The 23,007-nt window shown below is 75.1% G+C and carries 21 protein-coding genes; 12 read left to right on the top strand and 9 right to left on the bottom strand.

The window, feature by feature from the left end:
* Nucleotides 1–756, bottom strand: coding sequence for an SDR family NAD(P)-dependent oxidoreductase (locus tag ACFU9A_RS09310; RefSeq protein ID WP_430574948.1), 756 nt, complete (start codon nucleotides 754–756; stop codon nucleotides 1–3).
* 150 nt (nucleotides 757–906) lie between these two features.
* Between ACFU9A_RS09310 and ACFU9A_RS09305 the strand changes: the two genes are divergently transcribed.
* Nucleotides 907–1,779, top strand: coding sequence for a helix-turn-helix transcriptional regulator (locus ACFU9A_RS09305; RefSeq protein ID WP_430574947.1), 873 nt, complete (start codon nucleotides 907–909; stop codon nucleotides 1,777–1,779).
* An 18-nt stretch (nucleotides 1,780–1,797) separates the two neighbouring features.
* Here the strand turns inward: ACFU9A_RS09305 and ACFU9A_RS09300 are convergent, their stop codons facing one another.
* Together ACFU9A_RS09300 and ACFU9A_RS09295 are read right to left on the bottom strand one after the other, a co-directional pair.
* The gene (locus ACFU9A_RS09300) at nucleotides 1,798–2,856 is read right to left on the bottom strand and encodes an adenylate/guanylate cyclase domain-containing protein (RefSeq protein ID WP_430574946.1); all 1,059 of its coding nucleotides are present in this window, start codon (nucleotides 2,854–2,856) and stop codon (nucleotides 1,798–1,800) included.
* Nucleotides 2,857–2,875: 19 nt separating this feature from the next.
* A complete protein-coding gene (locus tag ACFU9A_RS09295) occupies nucleotides 2,876–3,772 on the bottom strand; it encodes a biotin--[acetyl-CoA-carboxylase] ligase (protein ID WP_430574945.1) in 897 nt (298 codons plus the stop codon).
* 120 nt (nucleotides 3,773–3,892) lie between these two features.
* Here ACFU9A_RS09295 and ACFU9A_RS09290 point away from each other — a divergent pair, with 120 nt between their 5' ends.
* From ACFU9A_RS09290 to ACFU9A_RS09275, 4 genes are read left to right on the top strand one after another with little or no spacing between them, the layout of a single operon-like run.
* Nucleotides 3,893–5,509 carry an acyl-CoA carboxylase subunit beta gene (locus ACFU9A_RS09290; RefSeq protein WP_430574944.1) on the top strand — a complete coding sequence of 539 codons (1,617 nt, stop codon included), beginning with the start codon at nucleotides 3,893–3,895 and terminating at the stop codon, nucleotides 5,507–5,509.
* A gap of 31 nt (nucleotides 5,510–5,540) precedes the next feature.
* Nucleotides 5,541–6,107 (top strand): hypothetical protein, encoded by a 567-nt coding sequence (locus ACFU9A_RS09285; protein WP_430574943.1) that lies wholly within the window; start codon nucleotides 5,541–5,543, stop codon nucleotides 6,105–6,107.
* Nucleotides 6,104–6,346 (top strand): acyl-CoA carboxylase epsilon subunit, encoded by a 243-nt coding sequence (locus ACFU9A_RS09280; protein ID WP_430574942.1) that lies wholly within the window; start codon nucleotides 6,104–6,106, stop codon nucleotides 6,344–6,346. Before ACFU9A_RS09285 ends, ACFU9A_RS09280 begins: the two co-directional genes overlap by 4 nt.
* Nucleotides 6,343–6,912 carry a hypothetical protein gene (locus ACFU9A_RS09275; RefSeq protein ID WP_430574941.1) on the top strand — a complete coding sequence of 190 codons (570 nt, stop codon included), beginning with the start codon at nucleotides 6,343–6,345 and terminating at the stop codon, nucleotides 6,910–6,912. The genes ACFU9A_RS09280 and ACFU9A_RS09275 overlap by 4 nt, the downstream gene beginning before the upstream one ends.
* 19 nt (nucleotides 6,913–6,931) lie before the next feature.
* Here the strand turns inward: ACFU9A_RS09275 and ACFU9A_RS09270 are convergent, their stop codons facing one another.
* The 4 genes from ACFU9A_RS09270 to ACFU9A_RS09255 all read right to left on the bottom strand — a co-directional run bounded on the left by ACFU9A_RS09270 (nucleotide 6,932) and on the right by ACFU9A_RS09255 (nucleotide 11,878).
* Nucleotides 6,932–8,149, bottom strand: a complete 1,218-nt coding sequence (locus tag ACFU9A_RS09270) for a glycerate kinase (RefSeq protein ID WP_430574940.1) — start codon at nucleotides 8,147–8,149, stop codon at nucleotides 6,932–6,934.
* A gap of 44 nt (nucleotides 8,150–8,193) precedes the next feature.
* Entirely contained in the window at nucleotides 8,194–9,843 is a 1,650-nt protein-coding gene (locus ACFU9A_RS09265) for a hypothetical protein (RefSeq protein ID WP_430574939.1), read from the bottom strand.
* 74 nt (nucleotides 9,844–9,917) lie between these two features.
* Entirely contained in the window at nucleotides 9,918–10,886 is a 969-nt protein-coding gene (locus ACFU9A_RS09260) for a carbohydrate ABC transporter permease (RefSeq protein WP_430574938.1), read from the bottom strand.
* Nucleotides 10,883–11,878, bottom strand: coding sequence for an ABC transporter permease (locus ACFU9A_RS09255; RefSeq protein WP_430574937.1), 996 nt, complete (start codon nucleotides 11,876–11,878; stop codon nucleotides 10,883–10,885). Before ACFU9A_RS09255 ends, ACFU9A_RS09260 begins: the two co-directional genes overlap by 4 nt.
* Nucleotides 11,879–12,127: 249 nt before the next feature.
* On the opposite strand from ACFU9A_RS09255, the gene ACFU9A_RS09250 reads away from it, so the two are divergent.
* From ACFU9A_RS09250 to ACFU9A_RS09230, 5 genes are all read left to right on the top strand, one after another.
* Nucleotides 12,128–13,174, top strand: coding sequence for a LacI family DNA-binding transcriptional regulator (locus ACFU9A_RS09250; protein WP_430574936.1), 1,047 nt, complete (start codon nucleotides 12,128–12,130; stop codon nucleotides 13,172–13,174).
* The gene (locus ACFU9A_RS09245) at nucleotides 13,143–14,915 is read left to right on the top strand and encodes a DUF885 domain-containing protein (RefSeq protein WP_430574935.1); all 1,773 of its coding nucleotides are present in this window, start codon (nucleotides 13,143–13,145) and stop codon (nucleotides 14,913–14,915) included. Before ACFU9A_RS09250 ends, ACFU9A_RS09245 begins: the two co-directional genes overlap by 32 nt.
* A 33-nt stretch (nucleotides 14,916–14,948) precedes the next feature.
* On the top strand, nucleotides 14,949–15,875 hold the full coding sequence (locus tag ACFU9A_RS09240) for an AEC family transporter (RefSeq protein WP_430574934.1): 927 nt from the start codon (nucleotides 14,949–14,951) through the stop codon (nucleotides 15,873–15,875).
* Between the two features lie 28 nt (nucleotides 15,876–15,903).
* A complete protein-coding gene (locus ACFU9A_RS09235) occupies nucleotides 15,904–16,551 on the top strand; it encodes a Maf family protein (RefSeq protein ID WP_430574933.1) in 648 nt (215 codons plus the stop codon).
* A 184-nt stretch (nucleotides 16,552–16,735) separates the two neighbouring features.
* A complete protein-coding gene (locus ACFU9A_RS09230; protein ID WP_430574932.1) occupies nucleotides 16,736–18,523 on the top strand; it encodes an acetyl/propionyl/methylcrotonyl-CoA carboxylase subunit alpha in 1,788 nt (595 codons plus the stop codon).
* A gap of 42 nt (nucleotides 18,524–18,565) precedes the next feature.
* Here the strand turns inward: ACFU9A_RS09230 and ACFU9A_RS09225 are convergent, their stop codons facing one another.
* Nucleotides 18,566–19,915, bottom strand: coding sequence for an MFS transporter (locus ACFU9A_RS09225; protein WP_430574931.1), 1,350 nt, complete (start codon nucleotides 19,913–19,915; stop codon nucleotides 18,566–18,568).
* A 98-nt stretch (nucleotides 19,916–20,013) separates the two neighbouring features.
* Here ACFU9A_RS09225 and ACFU9A_RS09220 point away from each other — a divergent pair, with 98 nt between their 5' ends.
* Nucleotides 20,014–20,544, top strand: coding sequence for an NUDIX domain-containing protein (locus tag ACFU9A_RS09220; RefSeq protein WP_430574930.1), 531 nt, complete (start codon nucleotides 20,014–20,016; stop codon nucleotides 20,542–20,544).
* Between the two features lie 9 nt (nucleotides 20,545–20,553).
* On the opposite strand, the gene ACFU9A_RS09215 is transcribed toward ACFU9A_RS09220, so the two are convergent.
* Nucleotides 20,554–21,999 carry an NAD(P)H-quinone dehydrogenase gene (locus ACFU9A_RS09215; RefSeq protein WP_430575366.1) on the bottom strand — a complete coding sequence of 482 codons (1,446 nt, stop codon included), beginning with the start codon at nucleotides 21,997–21,999 and terminating at the stop codon, nucleotides 20,554–20,556.
* A 134-nt stretch (nucleotides 22,000–22,133) separates the two neighbouring features.
* Between ACFU9A_RS09215 and ACFU9A_RS09210 the strand changes: the two genes are divergently transcribed.
* Nucleotides 22,134–22,985, top strand: coding sequence for a purine-nucleoside phosphorylase (locus tag ACFU9A_RS09210; RefSeq protein WP_430574929.1), 852 nt, complete (start codon nucleotides 22,134–22,136; stop codon nucleotides 22,983–22,985).
* Nucleotides 22,986–23,007 lie beyond the last annotated feature (22 nt).

Below are 23,007 nucleotides of genomic sequence, written 5' to 3'. Positions count from 1 at the left end.
TCAGGCCCCGCCCGTCACCGCGACGGCCTGGCCCGTGATGCCCGTGTTCGCGCCGGACCCCAGGTAGACGACGGCGTTCGCCACCTCGCGCGCCTCGAGCAGGCGGCCCAGGGCCGACCGGGCGACGTACGCGGGGCCGAACGCGTCGGTCATCACGGTGTTCCGCACCGTGCGGGTCAGCGCGGGCACCACGACGTTGGACAGGATGTCGCCGTCCGCGCCCAGCGCGAAGGCGACGGTACGGCTGAACCCGTGCAGCGCCGACTTCGCCGTCGCGTAGTACTCGGTGCCGGCCTCGCCGTCGGTGACCAGCGTCGACGAGAGGTGGACGAGCCGGCCCCACCCCTGCGCGCGCATCGCCGGCGCGACGGCGCGGGTCAGGCGCACCGCCCCCTCGACGTTGGTCCGCACCACCTCCAGCCACGCGGCGTCCGGCACGGCCTCGAAGCCCAGCGGGCCGTCGGCGCTCGGCGGCGTCCACGTCACCGCGGCGTTGACCAGCACGTCGATCCGGCCGGACCACGCGAGGACGGCGTCGCGCAGCCCCTCGGCCGCGCCCTCCTCGGTCTGGTCGTAGCGGGCCACCAGGGTCCGCCCGGCGATCTCCTCGGCCACGCGCGCCGCGTCGTCCTTCGACTCGCGGTACGTGACGACGACCTCGGCGCCCTCGGCGCCGAACTGGGCGGCGACGTGCCGCCCGATCCCGCCGGACGCCCCCGTGACGACGACGGTGCGCCCCTGCAGACCCAGGTCCATGACGTTCTCCTCCGAAGGTGGGACGTCGGGCACCGGCCGGTGCCCGACGTCCCACCACCCTCGGCGCCCCGGCCCGCACCGGGGAGGCCGCCGCGAGGCTGGCCCCGGCAGGGCCACCCTGCGGCGACGAGGCGCACCTAGGCTGACCGCATGACCGACGGCGACCGGATCGACCGCGACCTCGGCGCCCTGCTGCGCGCGTACCGCGAGGCCGTGCGGCCCGGGGACGTGGGCATGCCGCCGGGCGGGCGCCGCCGCACCCCCGGGCTGCGGCGCGCGGAGCTGGCGGTGCTCGCGGGGGTGAGCGTCGAGTACCTGACCCGGCTGGAGCAGGGTCGCGACCGGCGCCCCTCGCCGGCCGTGGTGGGCGCGCTCGCCGACGCGCTGCGTCTGGGGAACGACGAGCGGCGCGTGCTGCTGCTCGCCTCCAAGGACGCGCACGGCGCCGGCGTCTGCCTCGCCGGGCCCCCGGCCGAGGTGGTCCCGGCGGGCACCCGCGCGGTGCTCGACCGGCTCGCCCCCGCGCCGGCCGCGCTCCTCGACCGCTTCGGCACCGTGCTGGGGTGCACCCCGGCCTACCGGGCGCTCCTCGCACCCGCCGGACTCCTCGACCCCGGGGCGCCGACCGTGGCCCACGCCGTCCTCACCGACCCCCGGGCCCGCGAGGTGTTCCCCGACTGGGACGCCGTCGCCGACCGGGTGGTCGCCGACCTGCAGCGCGGGTCGGTCCCGTCCGACCCCGCCCTCGGCGAGCTGGTGGACGCCCTGACGGTCCTGGCCGGCGCGGCCTTCACCGAGCGCTGGGCGCGCCCCGTCGCGGACCGCGGCCGGGACGGCGTCCTGCGCCTCGCGCACCCGACGGCCGGGCCGCTGCGCGTGGAGCCGCAGGTCCTCGTGCCGGGCGGCGGCGACCAGCTGCGCATCGAGGTGTGGCTCCCGGCCGACCCGGCGACCGAGCGGGCCCTCGACGACCTCGCCGCGGGCGACCGCACCCTGCGCGTGGTGCGCAGCGACGCGTCCTGACCTCGGCGGTCGGCGGGCTCAGGCCCCGGTGTACGCGCGCTGCAGGCGCACCGGGGTGATCTCGCCGATGCCCTGCACCTCCTGCGCGGGCTGCGCCGTCAGCGCGTAGCGGGACGAGGACGCGAGCAGGGACGCCGTGTGCGGGTCCACGAGCACGGTGGCGGGCTCCGCGAGCTCGGTGATGCGCGAGGCGAGGTTGACGTCGGAGCCGAACACGTCGCCGAACCGTGACAGCACCCGCCCCCAGACGAACCCGACCCGCACCGGGATCTCCGCCTCCGTGGCGTGCGGAGCCGCCAGGCCCAGGGCCACCTCGGCGCCGGTCGTCACGTCGTCGGCCACGAACAGCACGGCGTCGCCGATGGTCTTCACGACGCGGCCGCCGGCCTCGGTGATGACGTCGCGCGCCCGCGACTCGAAGAGCTGCACGAACTCCGACAGCTCCTGCGACCCCAGGCCCGCGGTCCGCTTGGTGAACGACACGATGTCCGCGAAGCCCACGGCGCGCGGCAGCGGCAGCTCGTCGGCGTGCGAGGCGTGCGTGCCGCGGGCGCCGCCGAACTCCGTGGCCAGGCGCCCGGTGAGCGCCGCGAGCTGGCGGCGCCACGCGTGCTCCAGCTGCCGGGAGAGCCGGTCCGCAAGGTCGGGCACGCGGTCGAGGGCGGCGAGCCGCGCGCTCACGTCGTCCAGGCCGTCGCGGCGGCTCAGGTGCTCGACGAACGCCTCCACCTGCCACAGGGCGAGCCTGTCGGTGGTGTGCCCCAGCGAGCGGATCAGGGTCATCTGCGCCTGCTCGTCGAGCCGCTCGGAGTCCACGAGCTCGCCGATCTCGCGCAGCGCCTCCATGTCCGCGTCGGTGAAGCCGACCTCGGCGGGGTGCGTGACCGGCAGTCCGAGCCAGCGCCAGTAGTTCTCGATGAACTCCTGCGAGTGGCCGGTGCCCTCCACGAGGTCCGACAGGGTGTAGCGGCGCGGGCCGCCGAGGATCTCCTCGTCCAGCCGGGCCGCCGTGTCCCCGGACGGCCTCGCCTCGTCGTCGATCGGCCGGTCGGGTCCCGTGGTGGTGTCGCTCGTCACGCCCCCACTGTAGTCAGCGTCACCTGTGCCCCGGCTGGGCCCGCAGGTGGTGCACGTCGCCGGCCGTCACCGTCCGCTCCCCCTCCGCCGTCGCGAGGACGAGGGCGCCGTCGGCGGCGACCCGCACGGCCTCGCCCTCCACGACGTCGCGTCCGCCGGCGAGCTCCGCACGCACCGCCGTGCCGAGCGTGGCCGACGCCGCCGCGTACCGCTCCGCCAGCCCGGCGGCCGCGGCGTCGCCGCCGGCGGCCTCCAGCTCCGCCGTGAGCCCGGCGAGCTCGCGCACCAGCGTGTCGAGCAGGACGCCGCGGTCCGCCTCGGCCCCGGCGAGGGCGAGCGACGTCGCGGTCGGGACGGGCAGCTCGGTGGCCGACTGGTCCACGTTCAGCCCCACGCCCACGACGACGGCGGGCCCGGGCGCGCCCGGCACGCCCGGCACGCCCGGCACGCCCGGCACCACCTCGGCGAGGACCCCGGCCACCTTGCGGTACCGGCCCAGGCCGGGGGCGACGTCGGCGGCGGGCAGCAGCACGTCGTTGGGCCACTTGAGCGCGGCGCCCTCCACCCCGGCGGCGTCGACGGCGCGCGCGACGGCGAGGCCCGCCAGCAGGGGCAGCCAGCCCAGGCCGGACGCCGCGAGCCGCGGGCGCAGCAGCACCGAGACGGTGAGGGCGGCGCGCGGCGGGGTCTCCCAGGACCGGCCGGCGCGGCCGCGGCCGGCCGCCTGGTGCTCCGCCACCAGGGCCGCGGGGGCGGGCCACCCGCCCGGCGCGGCGCGCACCGCACCGACCAGCTCGGTGTTGGTCGAGGCGGACACCTCGACCACGTCGAGGCGGGCGAGCGGCCCGGCCGGCGCGAGCAGGGCGCGGCGCAGGGCGGGGACGTCGAGGGGGGCGCGGCGGCGGTCGTGGCTCACGCTCCGATCGTGCCGCATCCCCCCGCCGCAGGCCCTTTGTGGAGTCCCTCCAAAGATTGGCGGCCGGGCGCAGCCTGTCGCGCATCGATGCGTGGCAACCCACCAACTAGGGTCGGTCGGGTGAACGACGCCACCGCCGCCCAGGAGCAGGCCGCCCCCCGCCCCGGCACCGCCGCCAAGCTCGCCGACCTGGAGCGCCGCCGGGCCGAGGCCGTCGCCGACGCCGAGGACAAGGCGAAGGCGCGGCAGCACCCCCGCGGCAAGAAGACCGCCCGCGAGCGCATCGAGGCGCTGCTCGACGAGGGCAGCTTCGTCGAGCTGGACGCCCTGGCCATGCACCGCAGCCGCAACTTCGGCCTCGACAAGCGGCGCGTCGCCGGCGACGGCGTCGTGACCGGTCACGGCACGATCGACGGCCGCCAGGTGTGCGTCTTCAGCCAGGACTTCACCGTCTTCGGCGGGTCGCTCGGCGAGGTGCACGGCCAGAAGATCGCCAAGGTGCAGGACCTCGCGCTGCGCACGGGCGTGCCGATCATCGGCATCTCCGACGGCGGCGGCGCGCGCATCCAGGAGGGCGTGGCCGCGCTGACGCAGTTCGCCGAGATGTTCCGGCGCAACGTCGCGGCGTCGGGCGTCGTCCCGCAGATCTCCCTCATCCTCGGCCCCAGCGCAGGCGGCGCCGTCTACTCCCCCGCCCTGACGGACTTCATCGTCATGGCCGACGGCACCTCGAACATGTTCATCACCGGCCCCGACGTGATCCGCACGGTGACCGGCGAGGACGTCGACTTCGAGACCCTCGGCGGCGGCCGCACGCACAACGCGACGTCGGGCGTGGCGCACTACCTCGGCGCGGACGAGGACGACGCGATCGACTACGCGCGCCACCTCGTGGGCTACCTGCCGCAGAACAACCTCGGCGACGCCCCCGCGTTCCCGCCCGAGGACGAGACGGTGCTCGAGGTCACGCCCGAGGACGAGGCGCTCGACACGATCGTCCCGGACAGCGACAACCAGCCCTACGACATGCGCGCCGTCGTGGAGGCCGTCCTCGACCCCGACTCGTTCCTCGAGGTGCAGCCGCTGTTCGCGCAGAACGTGCTGATCGGCTTCGGCCACGTCGAGGGCCAGTCGGTGGGCATCGTCGCCAACCAGCCGCTGGCCATGGCGGGCACGCTCGACATCGACGCGGCCGAGAAGGCCGCGCGGTTCGTACGCACCTGCGACGCGTTCAACCTCCCCGTGCTGACCTTCGTGGACGTGCCCGGCTTCCTGCCCGGCGTCGGCCAGGAGCACCAGGGCATCATCCGCCGCGGCGCCAAGCTCATCTACGCCTACGCCGAGGCCACCGTGCCGCTGGTCACCGTCATCACGCGCAAGGCGTACGGCGGCGCGTACATCGTCATGGGCTCCAAGCAGCTCGGCGCCGACGTCAACCTCGCCTGGCCCACGGCCCAGGTCGCCGTGATGGGCGCCTCCGGCGCGGTGAACATCCTGCAGCGCTCGGCGCTCAAGGAGGTCGCGGAGACCGGCGGCGACGTCGAGGCGGAGCGCGCGCGGCTGGTCGCCGAGTACGAGGACGCGATCGTCAACCCGTGGGACGCGGCCGAGCGCGGCTACGTGGACGCCGTCATCCGCCCCTCGGAGACGCGCGTGCAGGTGGTGCGCGCGCTGCGGGCCCTGCGCACCAAGCGCGCCAGCCTGCCGCCCAAGAAGCACGGCAACATCCCGCTGTGACCCGACCGACCTGCTGGGGGACAATCGTCCGATGAGCCACGAGGACGCCACGCACGGACCGGCCCCGCTGGGGTCGGTGGACCCCGAACCGATGCACCGCGCGGTCGACGCGCTGGCGGCCGCCCTGCACGAGTACGTGCAGACCGCGGTCGGCGTGCGCGCCGAGTTCGGCGCGGCCGAGGCCGACGAGGACCCGCGCGTGCTCGCGCTGGAGAACCAGGTGGGCCAGCTCAACGCCGGCGTCTTCGACGCCCTGCACGACGGCCTCGGCATGCACCCCGACCTCACCAGCTCGGTGTGGGAGGGCGAGGACGAGGACGACGAGCACGCCCATGACGCCCCCGAGGGCGCCGTGCCGGCCGAGGTCTTCTACCTCGGCTTCGTGGTCGCCGACCCCGCGCCGGGCGGCGCCGTCACCCTCGACGGCGTGGTGGAGCTGCTCGACGAGGCCGGCGCCGACGTGGCGCAGCGCCTCTTCGACGGCGGCTACGAGGTCGCGGAGTGGGCGACCTCGCGCGGCGCCGCCGTGGAGTTCGGCGACGACGACGTCGACGACGACCTCACCGACGACGAGGACGACGAGGAGGGCCCGCGGTGACCGGCGAGGTGCGCGTGGTCCGCGGCCGCCCCGACGACATCGAGGTCGCCGCCCTGGTGGCCGGTCTCGCCGCGGTGGCGTCCGCGACCGGGCTGCCCGACGACGAGGCGCCCGTCGAGGAGTGGACCAACCGCGCCCGCACGGTGCGCGGCAACGGCGCCGGGGTCACGGCCAAGAACTTCGGCGGCCGGTGGGGCCGTCACAACGCCGACGCGTGGCGCTGGAGCCTGCAGTCGTGAGCGTCGTCTGGCAGCAGGTGGACCGGGCCGAGGACGTCGACGCCCCGCTCGACGAGTTCCCCGCTCCCCCGCGGCCCGGGTGGCTGCGCCGTTGGCTCTGGGCCCCCGCGCTGGTGGTGAGCGTCGCCCTCTACGTGGTGCGGCGCACCGTCGAGAACCCGTCCGGGACGCTCGAGCTCTGGCTGTTCATGGGCATGCTCGCCGGCCTCATGGTCACCGCCGTCGCCGCGCTGGTGCGCTACCGCGACGACCAGCGCCAGGGCGCCGAGGCGCGGTCCGCGGAGGCCTTCGCGGCCGGGGCGCGGTCCGTCACCGGGACGGTCATGGTGCGCGAGCGACGGACCAGCTCGGGCCTGCTGGTCAGCGGCGTGGTCGCCTACCCGACCGACGACGGCACGGACGACCAGCCGTTCTCCCACCTCCTGCGCCCGTCCGACGACGAGAGCGAGCCGCCCCGCGACGGCGACCCGGTGGCGGTCTGGTGGGCGCCGGGCACGGACACGGTCGTGGCGCGCTACCACCGCGACTGGGCGGACGCCCTGCGCCGGCGCGCCGGGGGTCGCTGACCGCTCCCTCGGGGACCGGTCAGCGGGCCGCGCGCCCGGCGGCGAACAGCCGGCAGGCGTGCGCGGCGGTGCGCTCCAGCTCCACCACGGCGTCCCGCGACAGCTCGGCGAGCGTGCGCGGCCCCGGCGCGAGGGAGAACGCCGCCGCGATCCCGGCGTCCGCGACCTGCGCGGGCGTGAGCTCCACGCCGCCCGCGACCACGACGACGGCGGCCCGCCCCGCGACGAGCCGCACCACCGTGTCGACGACCTTGCCGTGGAGCGACTGCTCGTCGAGGCGCCCCTCGCCCGTCAGCACCAGGTCGGCGCCCTCCAGCGCCTCCGCGAGCCCGACGGCGTCGGCGACCAGCTCGCCGCCGGGCACCAGCTCCGCCCCGAGCGCGGCCGACAGCCCCACGGGCAGCCCGCCGGACGCGCCGGCACCCGGCAGGTCGCGCGCGTCGTGGCCGGTGGCCGCGGCGAGGGCATCGGCCAGGTGCGCGAGCCCCTCCTCCAGCGCGGCCACGTCGGCGTCCGTCGCGCCCTTCTGGGGGCCGAAGACGGCGGCCGCGCCGCGAGGTCCGAGCAGCGGGTTGTCCACGTCGCACGCGATGCGCCACCGCAGCGCCCGGGCGCGGGGGTCGAGGCCCGACAGGTCGACGCGGTCCAGCGCCCGCAGGCCGCCGCCGCCCGGCGCGACCGCGGCGCCGTGCGCGTCGGTCAGGCCCGCGCCGAGCGCCGTCAGCAGCCCGGCGCCGCCGTCGGTCGTGGCGGAGCCGCCGACGAACAGGACGACCTCCTCGGCCCCCGGCGCGGCCTCGAGCGCGGCGAGCACCACGGTGCCCACGCCGTGGCTGGTCGCCGCCAGCGGCTGCAGCAGGACGTCCGCGACCTTCGGCAGGCCGTACGCCTCCGCCGCCTCGACGGCGAGCGTGCGGCCGTCGGGCGAGACGCCGTACCGGGCCGTCGTCGGGCGCCGGAGCGCGTCGGTCGTGACGCAGGTGCGCGGGTCGGTGCCCCACGCCCCGAGGATCGCGTCGAGCGTCCCCTCCCCGCCGTCCGCGAACGGCACCGCGCGGACCTGCGCGGCCTCGCCCAGGGCGGCGCGGGCCCCGGCGGCGAGCGCCTCGGCGACCTGCGTCGCGGTGGCGCTGCCCTTGAACGAGTCGGGCGCGACCACGACTCGCGGCGGCCGGTCGGGCCGCCCGTCGGGTGCGGGGGCCGGGGCGGGGGCGGTGTTCTTCACGTCCTCGTGCACGGTGGTCGAGGCTAGCGGCTCGGGGCCGCCGGGGTGCGGCCCGGTCAGCCCTGCGTCTTCTCGCGGTCGGCGAGCGCCGTCTGGTACTCGTCCCGGATCTTGTCGCCGCCGCCCTTGGCCCACGCCTGGGCGGCGGGCTGCCAGGCGGTGACCTTCTGGCGCCCGGCGAGGATGTCCGTCTCCACCGACCCCAGCTTCTCGCCGATCTGCCCGCCCTTGCGGCTGGCCGTGTCGCTGAACAGGCCCTGCACCGGGTTCTTCACGCCGGGCGGCACCACCTGCGCCTGCGCGTCGTGCTCGGCCTGCGCGACGTCCGGGTCACCGGCCTGGAAGTTCACCCACGGACCCTCGACCACGTACTTCAGGCCGAGCTGGACCTCGGTGCGCCCCTTCTCCGTGGGCACCGGGTCGGTCCCGTCCAGGTCGTAGTGCACGCCCTCGACGCCGTACGTCTTGAACAGGTGCTCCTCGGTGCCGAACGGGGCGGCGAGGTAGTTGATCACGTCGAGCAGCGCCTCGGCGCGGTCCGCCGACTTCGCGCTGATCGACGTGATGTTCTGGACCGGCGGACCGAGGTGGATGCCCGCGGTGCCCCCGCCCTCGGCGAGCGGCGGCGGCACGACGGCCAGCGTGAAGCCCTTCCCGAGCGGGTAGTTCGAGAAGTCCGGCCAGGCGCTGAACGTGTCGTCGAGGAAGCGGATCGTGCCGTTCACGAGCCACGTCTTGCGCTGCGGCTGCGCGGCGGTGACGCCGTCGGGGTGCACGAACCCGTCGGCGACGAGCCGTCGGGCGGCCTCGAGCGCGTCCTGCTGGCGCTCGTGCAGGTTCGCGCTGGTGAGCGTGCCGCCCTCCTCCGACCAGCCGTTCGGGATCTCGTACATCTGCCGGATGAACCCGAGCGGCACCCGGCCGAGCGCCCAGGTGTTCCCGCCGGAGAGCTCCTTGCACAGGGAGTAGAACTCCTCGAACGACGTCACCTGCGGGTCGATGCCCTCGGACTCGAAGAAGTCCTGCCGGGCGTACATCACGCCGCTCTGCGCCGGGCCGCGCGGGACCGGTACGGCGAAGACCTTCCCGTTGAAGACGCAGGACTGCCAGCTCTCGGTGGGGATGTTCGCCAGGAACGGGTACTTCGCCACCGCGTCGCCCGCGAGGAACGGGGTGAGGTCGACGGCGCGCTCCTCGAGGAGGCTCGGCAGGCCGGGGATGTCCCCCGAGAACATCGCGAAGATGTCGGGGAGCTGGTCGCCCGCCACCGCGGTCTGGAAGCGGTCGGAGTAGTCGCCGCTCGGCGTGAGCGCGACCGACAGCCCGAACCCGAGCCGCTCGTTCAGCTCCTGCCAGTAGGCGTTCTTCTCGAGCTTGGGCGGGGCGGGGGTGTTCGTCATGACGAACACGCCGACGTCCTCGCCGTCGCCCGGCTGTCCGCTGGTCGCCTTCTTCGGGCTCGCCGGGTACCGCAGCATGGTGTCGGGGACGCCGTCCGTGCCCTTGATGTCCATGGGAACGCCGGTGTACGGGATGTACTTCGGCAGCACGGACGAGTTCTGGGCCGCGGAGACCGCGCCCACGCCGCCGCGGCCCTCGTTGCTGCAGCCGGCGGACGCGAGGAGGGCGAACGCGCCCACCCCCAGGCCCCCGAGCAGCACGTTCCGCCGGGACGGCTCGCGGCCGATGGTACGGATGTCAGACATGACAACTCCTCGTCGAGTGAGGTCGAGCGTGATGGGTCGAGGTGGTGCGTGGTGCCGGCGCGCGGCGGGCGGGGTCAGCCCTTGACCGCGCCGGTGAGCATCCCCTTGGCGAAGTGCCGCTGCAGGAACGGGTAGACCAGGAGCACGGGCACGACGGAGACCACGAGGATCGCCATCTGCAGGGAGGTCTGCGGTGGCAGGGACGAGGCGTCGATGCCCAGGTCCTGGGAGCCGAGCTGCGCCCCGTCGACCACGTAGGTGCGCAGCACGAGCTGCAGCGGCCACTTGCTCGAGTCGGAGATGTAGAGCAGGGCGCTGAAGAAGGCGTTCCAGTAGCCGACGCCGTAGAACAGGCCCACGACCGCGAGCACCGGCTTGGACAGCGGGAGGCCGATGCGGCGGAAGAGCTGCCACTCGGTGGCGCCGTCGATGCGGGCGCTGTCGATGATCTCGTGCGGCAGCTGCACGAAGAACGCGCGGACGACGACCACGTTGAACGCCGAGACCGACGTCGGGATGACCAGCGCCCAGAGGCTGTCGAGCAGCCCGAGCCGCTGCACCACCAGGTAGCTGGGGATCATGCCCGGGCTGAACAGGAGGCTGACCAGCACCAGGAGCAGCATCGTGCGGACGCCGAACGCGCCGCGGCGGCTCAGTGCCCAGCCGAGCGTGGTCGTGAGGGCCAGGCTGATCGCGGTGCCCACGACGGTGACGAGCACGCTGACCCACAGGGCCTGCGTGACGACGCCGCCGGCGAAGATCATCCGGTAGGCGCCGAGGTCGATCCCCGTCGGCAGGAGGACGAAGCCGCCGGCCTCGGTGACCTGCTCGGGGGTGGCGAGGCTGGTGGAGACGATCCCGACGAACGGCAGGATCACCAGCGCGCACGCGACGGTCAGGATGACGCCCTTGGCGGTGCGCTCGACGGGGCCGGGCATGGCGACTCCGTCGACGACGGCGCGACGGCGACGCCTGCCGCCGGGTGTGCGCGGGGCGGCGGGGCCGACGGCCGTGGGGCCGGCGGGCTCTCGGGTGATGGTCATGCGCGGTAGACCCCTTCCTCGCCGAACGCGTGGGCGACCTTGTTCGCGACGAGCACCAGCACCAGGCCGATCACGCCCTTGACCAGGCCGACGGCGGCCGCCACGCCCCAGTACCCGCCGACGACGCCCTGGTTGTAGACGTAGGTGTCCAGCACCTGGGAGACGCCGAGCCCGACGGCGTCCTGCTGGAGGATGAGCTGCTCGAAACCGACGCTGAGGGAGTCCCCGAGCTTGAGGATGAGCAGCATGATGATGATCGGCCGCATCCCCGGCAGGGTGATGTGCCAGGTCTGCCGCCACCGGGTGGCGCCGTCGACGGCCGAGGCCTCGTAGAGCGACTTGTCGATCCCGGCGAGCACGGCGAGGAAGAGGATCGTCGCCCAGCCGGTGTCCTTCCAGATCACCTGCGAGGTGATGAGCCCGTAGAACGCGTCCGAGTTGCCGATGACGTCGATCGGCTGCCACCCGTGGGCGCGCAGGAAGTTGTTGATCAGCCCGGCCCCGCCGAGCACCTGCTGGAAGACGGCGACGACGATCACCCAGGACAGGAAGTGCGGCAGGTAGAGCACCGACTGCACCCACTGGCGCACGCGGTTCGAGACCAGGCTGTGCAGCAGCAGCGCGAGGACGATCGGCGCGGGGAAGACGAGCACCGTCTGCAGCAGCGTGATGACCAGCGTGTTGCGGAGCGCGCTCAGGAACTCCGGGTCCCCGGAGAACAGGATCGAGAAGTTCTCCAGGCCCACCCACAGGCTGCGCCCGATGCCGAGGTAGGGCTGGTAGTCCTGGAACGCGATGACGTTGCCGCCCAGCGCCAGGTACTGGAACACGATGACGACGAGCATCGCCGGCAGCGCCAGCAGCAGCACCGCCCGGTCGCGGACCATCCGACGCCACCACGGGAGCGGGGGGCGGGGGGCGCCCGGTGCCCCGTCGGGCCCGGGTGCGGCCTCGGGCCGGTGCCGGGTGCCGGCCTCCTCGAGCGCCGTCATCCGTCCCCCCGGGTCAGGAGGGGTGGGCGTGGAGCCATGGGTCGGTCCTCTCGTCGTCGAGCGGGCGGCATCGGACCTCGACGTCCGCAGGTCGCACCGGTGCAAAAGTGATCGATCACTTCCAGGGCGACACCGTAGGAGGTGATCGATCACACCGCAACCATCTCCCCCGAGCCGATCCGCTCCGCGGCGTGCCAGAATGACCGGGCGGCGCCTCGAGGGCGGCGCGGTGACCAGCAAGGACGTGCCATGGCGGAGCAGCAGTCGGGACGGGAGCGGCGCGCGACGATCTGGGAGGTCGCCAAGGCGGCCGGGGTCTCGCACCAGACGGTCTCGCGATACCTGCGGGACGACCCCCGCATGCGCCCCGAGACCATCGAGCGCGTGAGCCGCGCCGTGGCCGAGCTCGACTACCGCCCCAACCTCACCGCCCGGTCGATGCGCACCCGCCGCAGCGGACGGGTCGCCGTCCTGCTCCCCGCCGTCGCCACCTACGGTCCGCCCCAGATCCTCGGCGGCGTGATGGAGGTGGCCCACGAGCACGGGTACACGATCGAGGCCTTCAGCGTCGAGGGGACGGCCGCGGAGCGGTTCGACCGGGTGCTGGAGCTGGCCGACTCCGGCCAGGTGGAGGGCGTCCTGGCTCTCGCGCCGCTCCCGCCGGGCTCCTCGCACCGGGTGCCCGCGCGCGCCGCGATCGTGGCGTCGGCGGACTACGACGACCGCTTCCGCGGCGTCGGGGAGCTGGCCGACGGCTCCCCCGTCGCCGAGATCGTCGAGCGGCTGGCGGCGCTCGGGCACCGCCGCTTCCTCCACGTGACCGGCGCGCTCGACTTCGCGTCCGCCCGCGGGCGCCGCGACGTCTTCGAGGCGACGATCGACCGCCTGGGGCTCGGCCCGGCGCTCGTGCACGAGGGCGACTGGTCCCCCACCTCCGGGCGGGAGGCGGTCCTGGCGCTGGCGGAGCACGACCGACCCATCGCCGTCGTCGCGGCCAGCGACACCGTCGCGGGCGGCGTGGTGCAGGGCGCCCGCGAGCGCGGCTGGTCCATCCCCGGCGACCTCAGCGTGACGGGCTGGGACAACAGCCTCCTCGGCGCCTACCTCGAGCCCACCCTCACCACCGTCCAGGTGGACCACCGGCGGCTGGGGCGGGCCGCGATGGCCCGGATGGTCGCGACGCTCCGCGACGAGCCGGCACCCCCGCCCCCCGAGGGCACCCTCAACACGATCATCTGGCGCGGGTCGACCGGTACCCCGCGGAATGAGCGGGATCCGCGGGCGGGCACGTCCTAGGCTGCTCGCTGTGACCACCCCCACCCCGCCCCGCACCCCGTCCGCGATCGACGCCGTGGCCGACGCGTACGTCGCCCGGTCCGCCGAGCTCGACCCGCTGCTCGCCACGTCGATCGGGCTGTCCGGCCACGACCACCGGATGACCGACCTGTCCCCCGCCGGCCACGACGCCCGCGCGGAGAGCGACCGCGCGGTGCTGCGCGAGCTCGACCGGGCGGAGCGCGACGGCGGCCCGCTCGACGACGTCGACCGGGTCACGCTCGCCGCGATGCGCGAGCGGGTCGGGCTGCAGCTCGAGCTGCACGACGCGGGCGAGCCGTTGGCCAGCCTCAACAACATCGCGTCCCCGGTGCAGGAGCTGCGCGACGTCTTCGACCTCATGCCCACGGGCTCGGTCGAGGCCTGGGAGAACGTCGCCGCCCGGCTGGCCGCCGTCCCGGACGCGATCGACGGCTACGTCGCCTCGCTGACGGAGGCCGCCCGCCGCGGGCAGGTCGCCGCGATCCGCCAGGTGCGCGAGGGCGTGTCCCAGTCGCGCGAGCTCGCCGGCGACGACTCGTTCTTCCTCGGCCTGGTGCGCGGCGAGGACGCCGCCGCGGTGCTCGACGAGTCGGCGGCCTGCAGCCTGGTGCGAGCCGAGCTGGAGCGGGGCGCCACCGCGGCCCGCGCCGCCTACGCCCGCCTGGCCGACTTCCTGGAGGGCGACCTCGCCCCGCGGGCGCCCGAGGCCGACGCCGTGGGTCGCGAGCGGTACGCGCGCTTCTCGCGCGAGTTCCTCGGCGCCGAGGTCGACCTGGACGAGACGTACGAGTGGGGCCTGGACGAGCTGGCCCGGATCGTGGCCGAGCAGGAGTCCGTGGCCCGCCAGATCGCCGGGGCCGGCGCGAGCGTCGAGGACGCCGTCGCCGCGCTCGACGCCGACCCGGCCCGCACCCTGCACGGCACGGACGCGCTGCGCCGCTGGATGCAGGAGACGGCCGACGCCGCGATCGAGGACCTCGCCGGCACGCACTTCGACATCGAGGGCCCCGTGCGCACCATCGAGTGCCGCATCGCCCCCACCCAGACCGGCGGGATCTACTACACGCCGCCGAGCGACGACTTCTCCCGCCCGGGCCGCATGTGGTGGTCGGTGCCCGCCGACGTCACGGAGTTCAACACGTGGCGCGAGAAGACGACCGTCTACCACGAGGGCGTGCCGGGCCACCACCTGCAGTGCGCGGCCGCGGTCGTCGCGCGCGACACGCTCAACTCGTGGCGCCGCCTGATGTGCTGGGTCTCCGGGCACGGCGAGGGCTGGGCCCTGTACGCCGAGCGCCTCATGGCCGAACTCGGCCACCTCGACGACCCGGGCGACCGCTTCGGCATGCTCGACGCGCAGCGGATGCGCGCCGCCCGCGTCGTGCTCGACATCGGCGTCCACCTCGGCAAGCCCGCGCCCGAGCGGTGGGGCGGCGGGACCTGGGACGCCGAGAAGGCGTGGCCGTTCCTCCGGGCGAACGTCAACATGCCCGAGTCGTTCGTGCGGTTCGAGCTCAACCGCTACCTCGGCTGGCCCGGCCAGGCCCCCTCGTACAAGGTGGGCCAGCGGCTGTGGGAGCAGGCGCGCGACGACGCCCGGTCGGCGGCCGGCGCCCGCGGCGAGGAGTTCGACCTGCGGGCGTTCCACGCCCGGGCGCTGAGCCTCGGCTCGGTGGGGCTCGACGTCCTCACGGGCGCGCTGGGCGACCCCCGCGCCTGAGCGCGCGCACCCCGGCCCCGCATCTCCTCCGGCATGGAAGGCATCCTCACCGGGTTCGCGATCATCGGCGTGGTCATCGCCGTCGGGTACGTCGCGGCGCGCCTGCGCCTCGGCGGGCCCGACGCCCGGACCGCGCTGAACCGGATCGGGTTCTTCGTCGCCAGCCCGGCGCTGCTGTTCACGGTCATCGCCCGCGCCGACGTCGGCGAGCTGTTCCAGGCGCCGCTGCTCGTGCAGGCCGTGGCGGCGGTGGCGGTGGCCGGGGTGTTCGTCGTCCTCAACGCGCTCTGGCTGCGGCGCCCGGCCGCGGAGGCCACGATCGGCGCGGTCTCGTCCGGGTACGTCAACGCCAACAACATCGGCCTGCCGGTGGCGGTGTACGTGCTGGGGGACCCGGCCGCCGTCGTGCCGGTGATCCTGCTGCAGCTGCTGGTCCTCGCGCCCGTGACGCTGCTCGTCCTGGACGCCCAGACGTCCGGGCGGGTGTCGGTGCGGTTCGTGCTGAGCCAGCCGGTGCGGAACCCGATCATCCTCGGCTCGCTCGCGGGCGCGGTCGTCTCGCTGACGGGGTGGACCGTGCCGGCGCCCGTCCTCGCGCCGCTGGAGATCCTGGGCGGCGCCGCCGTCCCGATGATCCTGCTGGCGTTCGGGATGTCGCTGCACGGGTCGCGCCCCTTCCAGCAGCCCGGCGGCCGGACGGCCGTGGTGGTCGCGTCCGCGCTCAAGGCGGTCGTCATGCCGGCCCTCGCGTTCGTGCTCGCCCGGTACGTCGTCGGCCTCGACGACGCGGAGGTCGTCACGGCCGTGACGCTCGCCGCGCTCCCCGTCGCGCAGAACGTGTACAACTACGCCGCGCGCTTCCGTACCGGCGAGATGCTCGCGCGCGACACGATCCTCGTGACCACGCTCGCGTCCCCGGTCGTGCTGCTCGTGTCGAGCCTGCTGCTGCACAGCGGCTGACGGCGGCGCGGTGGGTAGGGTGCCACCCGTGCCTACCGTGAGCCTCGTCCTCGCCTCCCAGTCCCCCGCCCGCCTGGCCACCCTGGCATCGGCCGGGGTCACGCCCGAGGTGGTCGTCTCCGACGTCGACGAGCCCGCGGTGCTGGCGGCCGCGCGCGCCCGGGCCGAGGGCGACCTCGACCCCGCGGACGCCGTCCTCGTCCTCGCGCAGGCCAAGGCGGAGGTCGTGAGCCGGCAGGTGGAGGACGAGACGTCCGCCCTCGTGCTGGGCTGCGACTCCATGCTCGAGCTCGACGGCGAGATCGTCGGCAAGCCGGTCGACGCCGACGACGCCCGCCGCCGCTGGCGCGCGATGCGCGGCCGGTCGGGCGTCCTGCACACCGGCCACTGGGTGGTCGACGTCCGCGACGACGAGGACGGCGGCACGGGCGCCACCCTGGGCGCGTCGTCGGCGACCACCGTGCACTTCGCCGACCTGGACGACGAGGAGATCGACGCGTACGTCGCCACCGGCGAGCCGCTGCAGGTCGCGGGCGCGTTCACCATCGACGGGCTCGGCGGTCCCTACGTCGAGCGCGTCGAGGGCGACCACCACGGCGTCGTCGGCCTCAGCCTGCCCCTGCTGCGCGAGCTGCTCGGCGAGATCGACGTGGCCTGGCGCGACCTGCGCGGCTGACCGGCCGCCCACCCCGCCGGGCCTGCCGAAACCACCAACACGGGGCGCGTCACCCGCCCTCTACCCGCCGAGTCCATGTGGGATCCCTCCAAACGGCTCCGATCGGCGTTGGTACCCGGCACAGACTTCGGCGCGGGCGCCCCGCGGGTGCCGGAGGACGGCGGACCACGCGTTACCGTGAGCCGTGCCCACCATCAGCAAGGTCCTCGTCGCGAACCGCGGCGAGATCGCCGTCCGCATCGCCCGTGCCTGCACCGACGCCGGTATCGCCTCCGTCGCCGTCTACGCCGACTCCGACCGGGACGCCCTGCACGTCCGGCTCGCGGACGAGGCGTTTGCGCTGCAGGGCCAGCGCGCCGCCGACACCTACCTCGACGTCGACAAGCTGCTCGACGTCGCGCGCCGCTCCGGCGCGGACGCGGTGCACCCCGGGTACGGCTTCCTGTCGGAGAACGCCCAGTTCGCCCAGGCGGTCCTCGACGCCGGCCTGGTGTGGATCGGCCCGCCGCCCGCGGCGATCGAGTCCCTCGGCGACAAGGTGAGCGCGCGCCACATCGCGAAGGCCGCCGGCGCGCCGCTGGTCCCCGGCACGTCCGACCCCGTCAACGGCGCGGACGAGGTGCGCGCCTTCGCGGCGGAGCACGGCCTGCCGATCGCGATCAAGGCGGCGTTCGGCGGCGGCGGCCGGGGCCTCAAGGTCGCCCGCAGCGCCGACGAGATCGACGAGCTGTACGAGTCCGCGGTGCGCGAGGCCGTGGCGGCGTTCGGTCGCGGCGAGTGCTTCGTGGAGCGCTTCCTCGACCGCCCCCGGCACGTCGAGACGCAGTGCCTCGCCGACGCGCACGGCAACGTCGTGGTGGTCTCCACCCGCGACTGCTCGCTGCAGCGCCGCCACCAGAAGCTGGTCGAGGAGGCGCCCGCGCCGTTCCTCACCCCGGAGCAGGAGGCCGAGCTCGACCGCGCGTCGCGGGCCATCCTCACCGAGGCGGGCTACGTCGGCGCCGGCACCTGCGAGTTCCTCGTCGGCACCGACGGCACCCTGTCCTTCCTCGAGGTCAACACCCGCCTCCAGGTCGAGCACCCCGTGACCGAGGAGGTCACCGGCATCGACCTGGTGCGCGAGCAGCTGCGCATCGCGGCGGGCGAGCCGCTCGGGTACGAGAGCACCACGCCGCGCGGCCACTCCTTCGAGTTCCGCATCAACGGCGAGGACCCGGCGGCGGGCTTCCTGCCCTCCCCCGGCACCGTCAGCACCCTGCGCTGGCCCAGCGGCCCCGGCGTGCGCGTCGACACCGGCGTCGTCGAGGGCGACACGATCTCCGGCGCGTTCGACTCGATGATCGCCAAGCTGATCGTCACCGGCGCCACCCGCGAGCAGGCGGCGCAGCGCGCCCGCCGCGCGCTGCGCGAGCTCGAGGTGGCGGGCATCCCCACCGTCGTGCCGTTCCACCGCGCCGTGATGGAGGCCGAGGACTTCGTCCCGACCGACGGCTCGCCGTTCCGCGTGCACACGCGCTGGATCGAGACGGACTTCGCGGACGAGCTCAGCACCCTGGCCCCCGCCCCGGCCCCGGTCCCCGACGCCGACGACGCGGAGGAGCAGCTCGCCGAGCGCGTCGTCGTCGAGGTGGGCGGCCGCCGGCTCGAGGTCGTGCTGCCCGCCGGCCTCGGCGTCGCCGCGGGCCGCGCGCGCCGCGCGAACGCCGCCCGCCGCCCGGCCCGCCGCAACGGCTCGCGCGCGTCCGCCGCCGCGAGCGGCGCGACCCTCGCCTCCCCCATGCAGGGCACCATCGTCAAGGTCGCCGTCGAGGACGGCGCCCAGGTGGCCGAGGGCGACCTCGTCGTCGTGCTCGAGGCCATGAAGATGGAGCAGCCGCTGCTGGCGCACAAGGCCGGCACCGTGCGGTCCCTGTCCGCCGCCCCCGGCGCGACCGTCACCGCCGGCGCGGCCATCTGCGAGATCGTCGACTGACCGAGGCCGTCGAGGCGCGCGCCGAGGCGGTCCGGAGCTCGACTACCTCGGCGGGTCGGGAACCACCTCGGCGGGCTCGGCAGGCTCTGCGGGCTCGACGGGACGTGAGATCGCGGCGAGCGACCGTCGCGCCGACGGCACGGACAGCACCGCGGCGACGAACGCGGCGAGCAACGCGCCGGCGACCACCAGGAGCACCTGCACGGACACGCGGTCGGCGAGCGGGCCGAACACCACCATGCTCAGCGGCATGGCCACGGTCATGACGATGCCGACGAAGCCGAAGACGCGCCCCTGCATCTCGGGCTCCACCGTCTCCTGCAGGATCGCCATGCTGGGCGCGGACATCAGGGTGAACATCACGCCGATCAGCAGGCCGAGCACGAAGAACACCCACATGTTCGTGGACAGGCCGAGGCCCACCGTGAAGACGCCCGCGCCGAAGGTGGTGCCGACGATCAGCGCCACCCGGTTCGTGACCCGCGTGCCGACCAGCGCCATCGCGAGCCCGCCCGCCAGCATGCCTGCCGCCCAGAACACCTCGTTCGTGGTGAGCTTCCAGACCTCGTCGCCGAACGTGCGGGTCACCATGAGCGGCGTGAGGTACGACGGCGCGCCGATGAGCACCATCGTCACGGCGAAGATCGTCATGAGCCACTTCACCGCCCCGTGGCCGCGGATGTACCGCACCCCGGCCGCCAGGTCGCCGAAGTAGGTGGGCCGCTCCGCGGCGGCGCCGGCCGCGTCGTGCCGCACCAGCCGGGGCACCCGCACGAGCAGCAGCATCCCGACCCCCAGCAGGGCGGTGACCACGTCGACGAAGAACACCGCGACGATGTCGAAGCTCGCGTAGATCGCGGCGGCCAGCACGGGGGCGAGCAGCATCATCCCGGACTGGATGGACTGGTTGATCCCGTTGATGCGGATCAGCTGGGCCGCCGGCACGATCTGCGGCACCATCGCGTTCACCGCGGGCGTCTGGATGCCGGCGAACGTGGAGCGCACGGCCAGCGCCACGTAGATGAGCCACAGGTCGTCGACGCCGGAGAGCATGAGCAGCGCCAGGCCCAGCGTGATGGTCGCGATGGCGCTGTCGGCGCCGATGATGAGCAGCTTGCGCGAGTGCCGGTCGGCCCACACGCCCCCGAAGATCGACATGAACGCCTGGGGCAGCATCCCGAACACGATGCTGAGCATCAGCACCGACCCCGACCGGGTGACGATCGTCAGGTGCCACATCACGGCGAACTGCACGAGCATCGACCCGAGCAGCGACACCGTCTGGCCGGTGAGGAAGATCGCGACGTCGCGCTTCCAGCCGGGCAGGCCGTCGCCGGGGTCGACGGCGGCGTCGTGGCGGTCGTCGGGGCGGCCGTCGGGGGCGGTGGTCACGGGGTCGTCCTCCATGGGTCGGGAAGACGGACGGCGGGGGCGGAAGTCATCGGTGCCGGCGTCGCTCACCCGGCCATCGTCGCCTGTAGCCTGTCGGCGTGCCCAGCCCTTTCCCTCCGCGCGAGACGCTCCACCGGCACCCCGGGGACGGCTGGGTGACCTGTGGCGACCACCGGCACTGGGGCCTGCACGGCGCCGCGGGGCTGCTGCTCGCCCGCCGCGCGACGCCCGGCGGGGCCGGGCGGGTGACGGACGTCGTGCTGCAGCACCGCGCGCCGTGGTCCGACCAGGGCGGCACCTGGGGCGTCCCGGGCGGCGCACTGGCCCCCGGCGAGACCCCGGTCGACGGCGCCCTGCGCGAGAGCCTCGAGGAGGCCGCCGTGCCGCCGCGCGCGGTGCACGTCCTGGGCACGCACGTGCTCGACCACGGGCCGTGGGCCTACACGACGGTCCTCGCGGACGTCGTGCCCGGGGCCGACGTCGCGCCGTCCGCCGCCGACCCCGAGAGCCTCGAGGTGCGGTGGGTGGCCGTCGACGAGGTCGCGGCCCTCCCCCTGCTGCCCGCGTTCGCGGTGGCCTGGCCGGCCCTGCGCGCGCGGCTCGACGGGACGGCCGGCCTCAGCCGCTGACGCGCGGGCTCAGTCGGCGACCTGCGGGCCGGACTGGCCGTGCAGCACGCGCGCGGCCTCCGCGATCGAGCCCGACAGCGACGGGTAGACGGTGAACGCGTCCGCGACGTCGTCGACCGTGAGCCGGTGCGCGACGGCGAGCGTGATCGGGAAGATCAGCTCGCTGGCCCGCGGGGCCACGACGACGCCGCCCAGCACGACGCCCGCGTCGGGGTGCGCGAAGAGCTTCACGAAGCCGTCGCGCATGCCGAGCATCTTGGCGCGCGGGTTGCGGGCCAGCGGCAGCGTGGTGGTGACGTAGCGGTGGCCGCGCTGGCGCAGCTTCTCCTCGCTGAAGCCGACGGTCGCGATCTCGGGGCCGGTGAAGATGTTGGCCGCGACGTGCCCCAGCTTGAGCGGGGCGACGGCGTCGCCGAGGGCGTGCGACATCGCGATGCGGCCCTGCATGGCCGCCACGGACGCGAGGGGCAGGACGCCGGTGCAGTCGCCCGCGGCGTAGACGCCCGGCACGGACGTCCGCGAGACGCGGTCCACCTCGACGTGGCCGCTGGCCGCGAGGCGCACGCCCGCCTCCTCGAGCCCGAGCTCGTCCGTGGAGGGCACGGCGCCGACCGCGATGAGGACGTGGGAGCCCTCCACGACGCGGCCGTCGGAGAGCGTCACGGCGACCCCGTCGGCCGTGCGCTCGGCGGAGGCGGCGCGCGAGCGGGACATGACGGTCATGCCGCGGGAGCGGAAGACGCCCTCGAGCAGCTCGGCCGCGTCCATGTCCTCGCCGGGCAGCACGCGGTCGCGCGAGGAGACCAGCACCACCTGGGAGCCGAGCGCCTGGTACGCGCCCGCGAACTCGGCGCCGGTGACGCCGGAGCCGACGACGATCAGCCGCTCGGGGAGCTCGGTGAGCCGGTACAGCTGCGTCCACGTGAGGATGCGCTCGCCGTCGGGGACGGCGGTGGGCAGCGTGCGGGGCGTGGCACCCACGGCGAGCAGCACGGTGTCGGCGTCGAGCGACGTCGTCTCCCCCGCCGCGCCGGTGACCACGACGCGCGACGGCCCGTCGAGCCGGCCGGCGCCGGCGACGATGTCGACGCCCTCGCGCTCCAGGCGGGCGTGGATGTCGCGCGACTGGGCGTCCGCGAGCGCCAGCACGCGGGCGTTGACGGCCTTGAGGTCGACGAGGTCGCGCCGCTCCCCCGCGGGGGCCTCGCCGCGGACGCCGAGCTCGGGGCCCTGCTCCGCGGTGGTGAACCACTCGGCGGTGGCGATGAGCGTCTTGGACGGCACGACGTCGGTCAGGACTGCGGCGCCGCCGAGGCCCTGCCGCTCGACGACGGTCACGCGGGCGCCGAGCCGGCGGGCCACGAGGGCGGCCTCGTAGCCGCCCGGGCCGCCGCCGACCACGACGACGTGCGGGGCTCGGGGGTCGGTCTCGGGGACGCCGGGGGTGGGGGCGATCGACGAGGCCGGGGTGTCCGGGGTGGTGTCCGGGGAAGGGGTGTTCACGGTGGGCACGGGTGCCATTGTGTCAGGCCCCCGGGGCACCTGCGCCGGCGCGGCGCGGCGCCCTCGCGCGGACTACCCTCGGGACCATGAGCACCACGAGCCGCAGTGTCGGGGACCTCGACGACCCGACCACCGACCCGTTCGACGTCGCCCGCGCGGCGGCCGACCACATCGCCGAGGCGACGGGGGTGCCCGGCCACGACGTGGCGCTGGTGCTCGGCTCCGGCTGGGGCGGCGCCGCCGAGCTGCTCGGCGACGTCGTCGCCGAGATCCCGACGCACGAGATCCCCGGCTTCTCGCGGCCCGCCGTCGCCGGGCACGCCGCCACCACCCGCTCCGTGCGCGTCGAGCGCCCCGACGGCGCCGTGCGGCACGCGCTCGTCATCGGCGGCCGCACCCACCTGTACGAGGGCAAGGGCGTGCGCCGCGTCGCGCACGGCGTGCGCACCGCCGCCGCCACCGGGTGCGAGACGGTCGTCCTCACCAACGGCTGCGGCGGGCTGCACATGGCGTGGCGCCCCGGCCAGCCGGTGCTGATCCGCGACCACATCAACCTCACCGGCACGTCGTCCCTCGAGGGCGCGACGTTCGTCGACCTCACCGACCTGTACTCCCCGCGGCTGCGGGAGATCGCCCGGACCGTGGACCCCGAGCTGCCCGAGGGCGTGTACGCCCAGTTCCACGGCCCGCACTACGAGACCCCGGCCGAGGTGAAGATGGCCGGGCTCATGGGCGCCGACCTCGTCGGCATGTCCACGACGCTGGAGGCCATCGCCGCGCGGCACGCCGGCCTGGAGGTGCTCGGCGTCTCCCTCGTGACGAACCTCGCCGCGGGCATCAGCCCGCAGCCGCTGTCGCACGAGGAGGTGCTGGAGGCCGGGCAGGCCGCCGGCCCGCGCATCAGCGAGCTGCTCGCCCGCATCGTCACGGCCCTGTGACGCCCCGCGAAGAGAGAGGTCA

It is taken from the genome of Isoptericola sp. NPDC057653 (genome assembly GCF_042799955.1).
Lineage (GTDB): Bacteria > Actinomycetota > Actinomycetes > Actinomycetales > Cellulomonadaceae > Isoptericola.
Note: the sequence above shows the minus strand (reverse complement) of the source record. Positions and strands in the feature narration are given on the sequence as shown.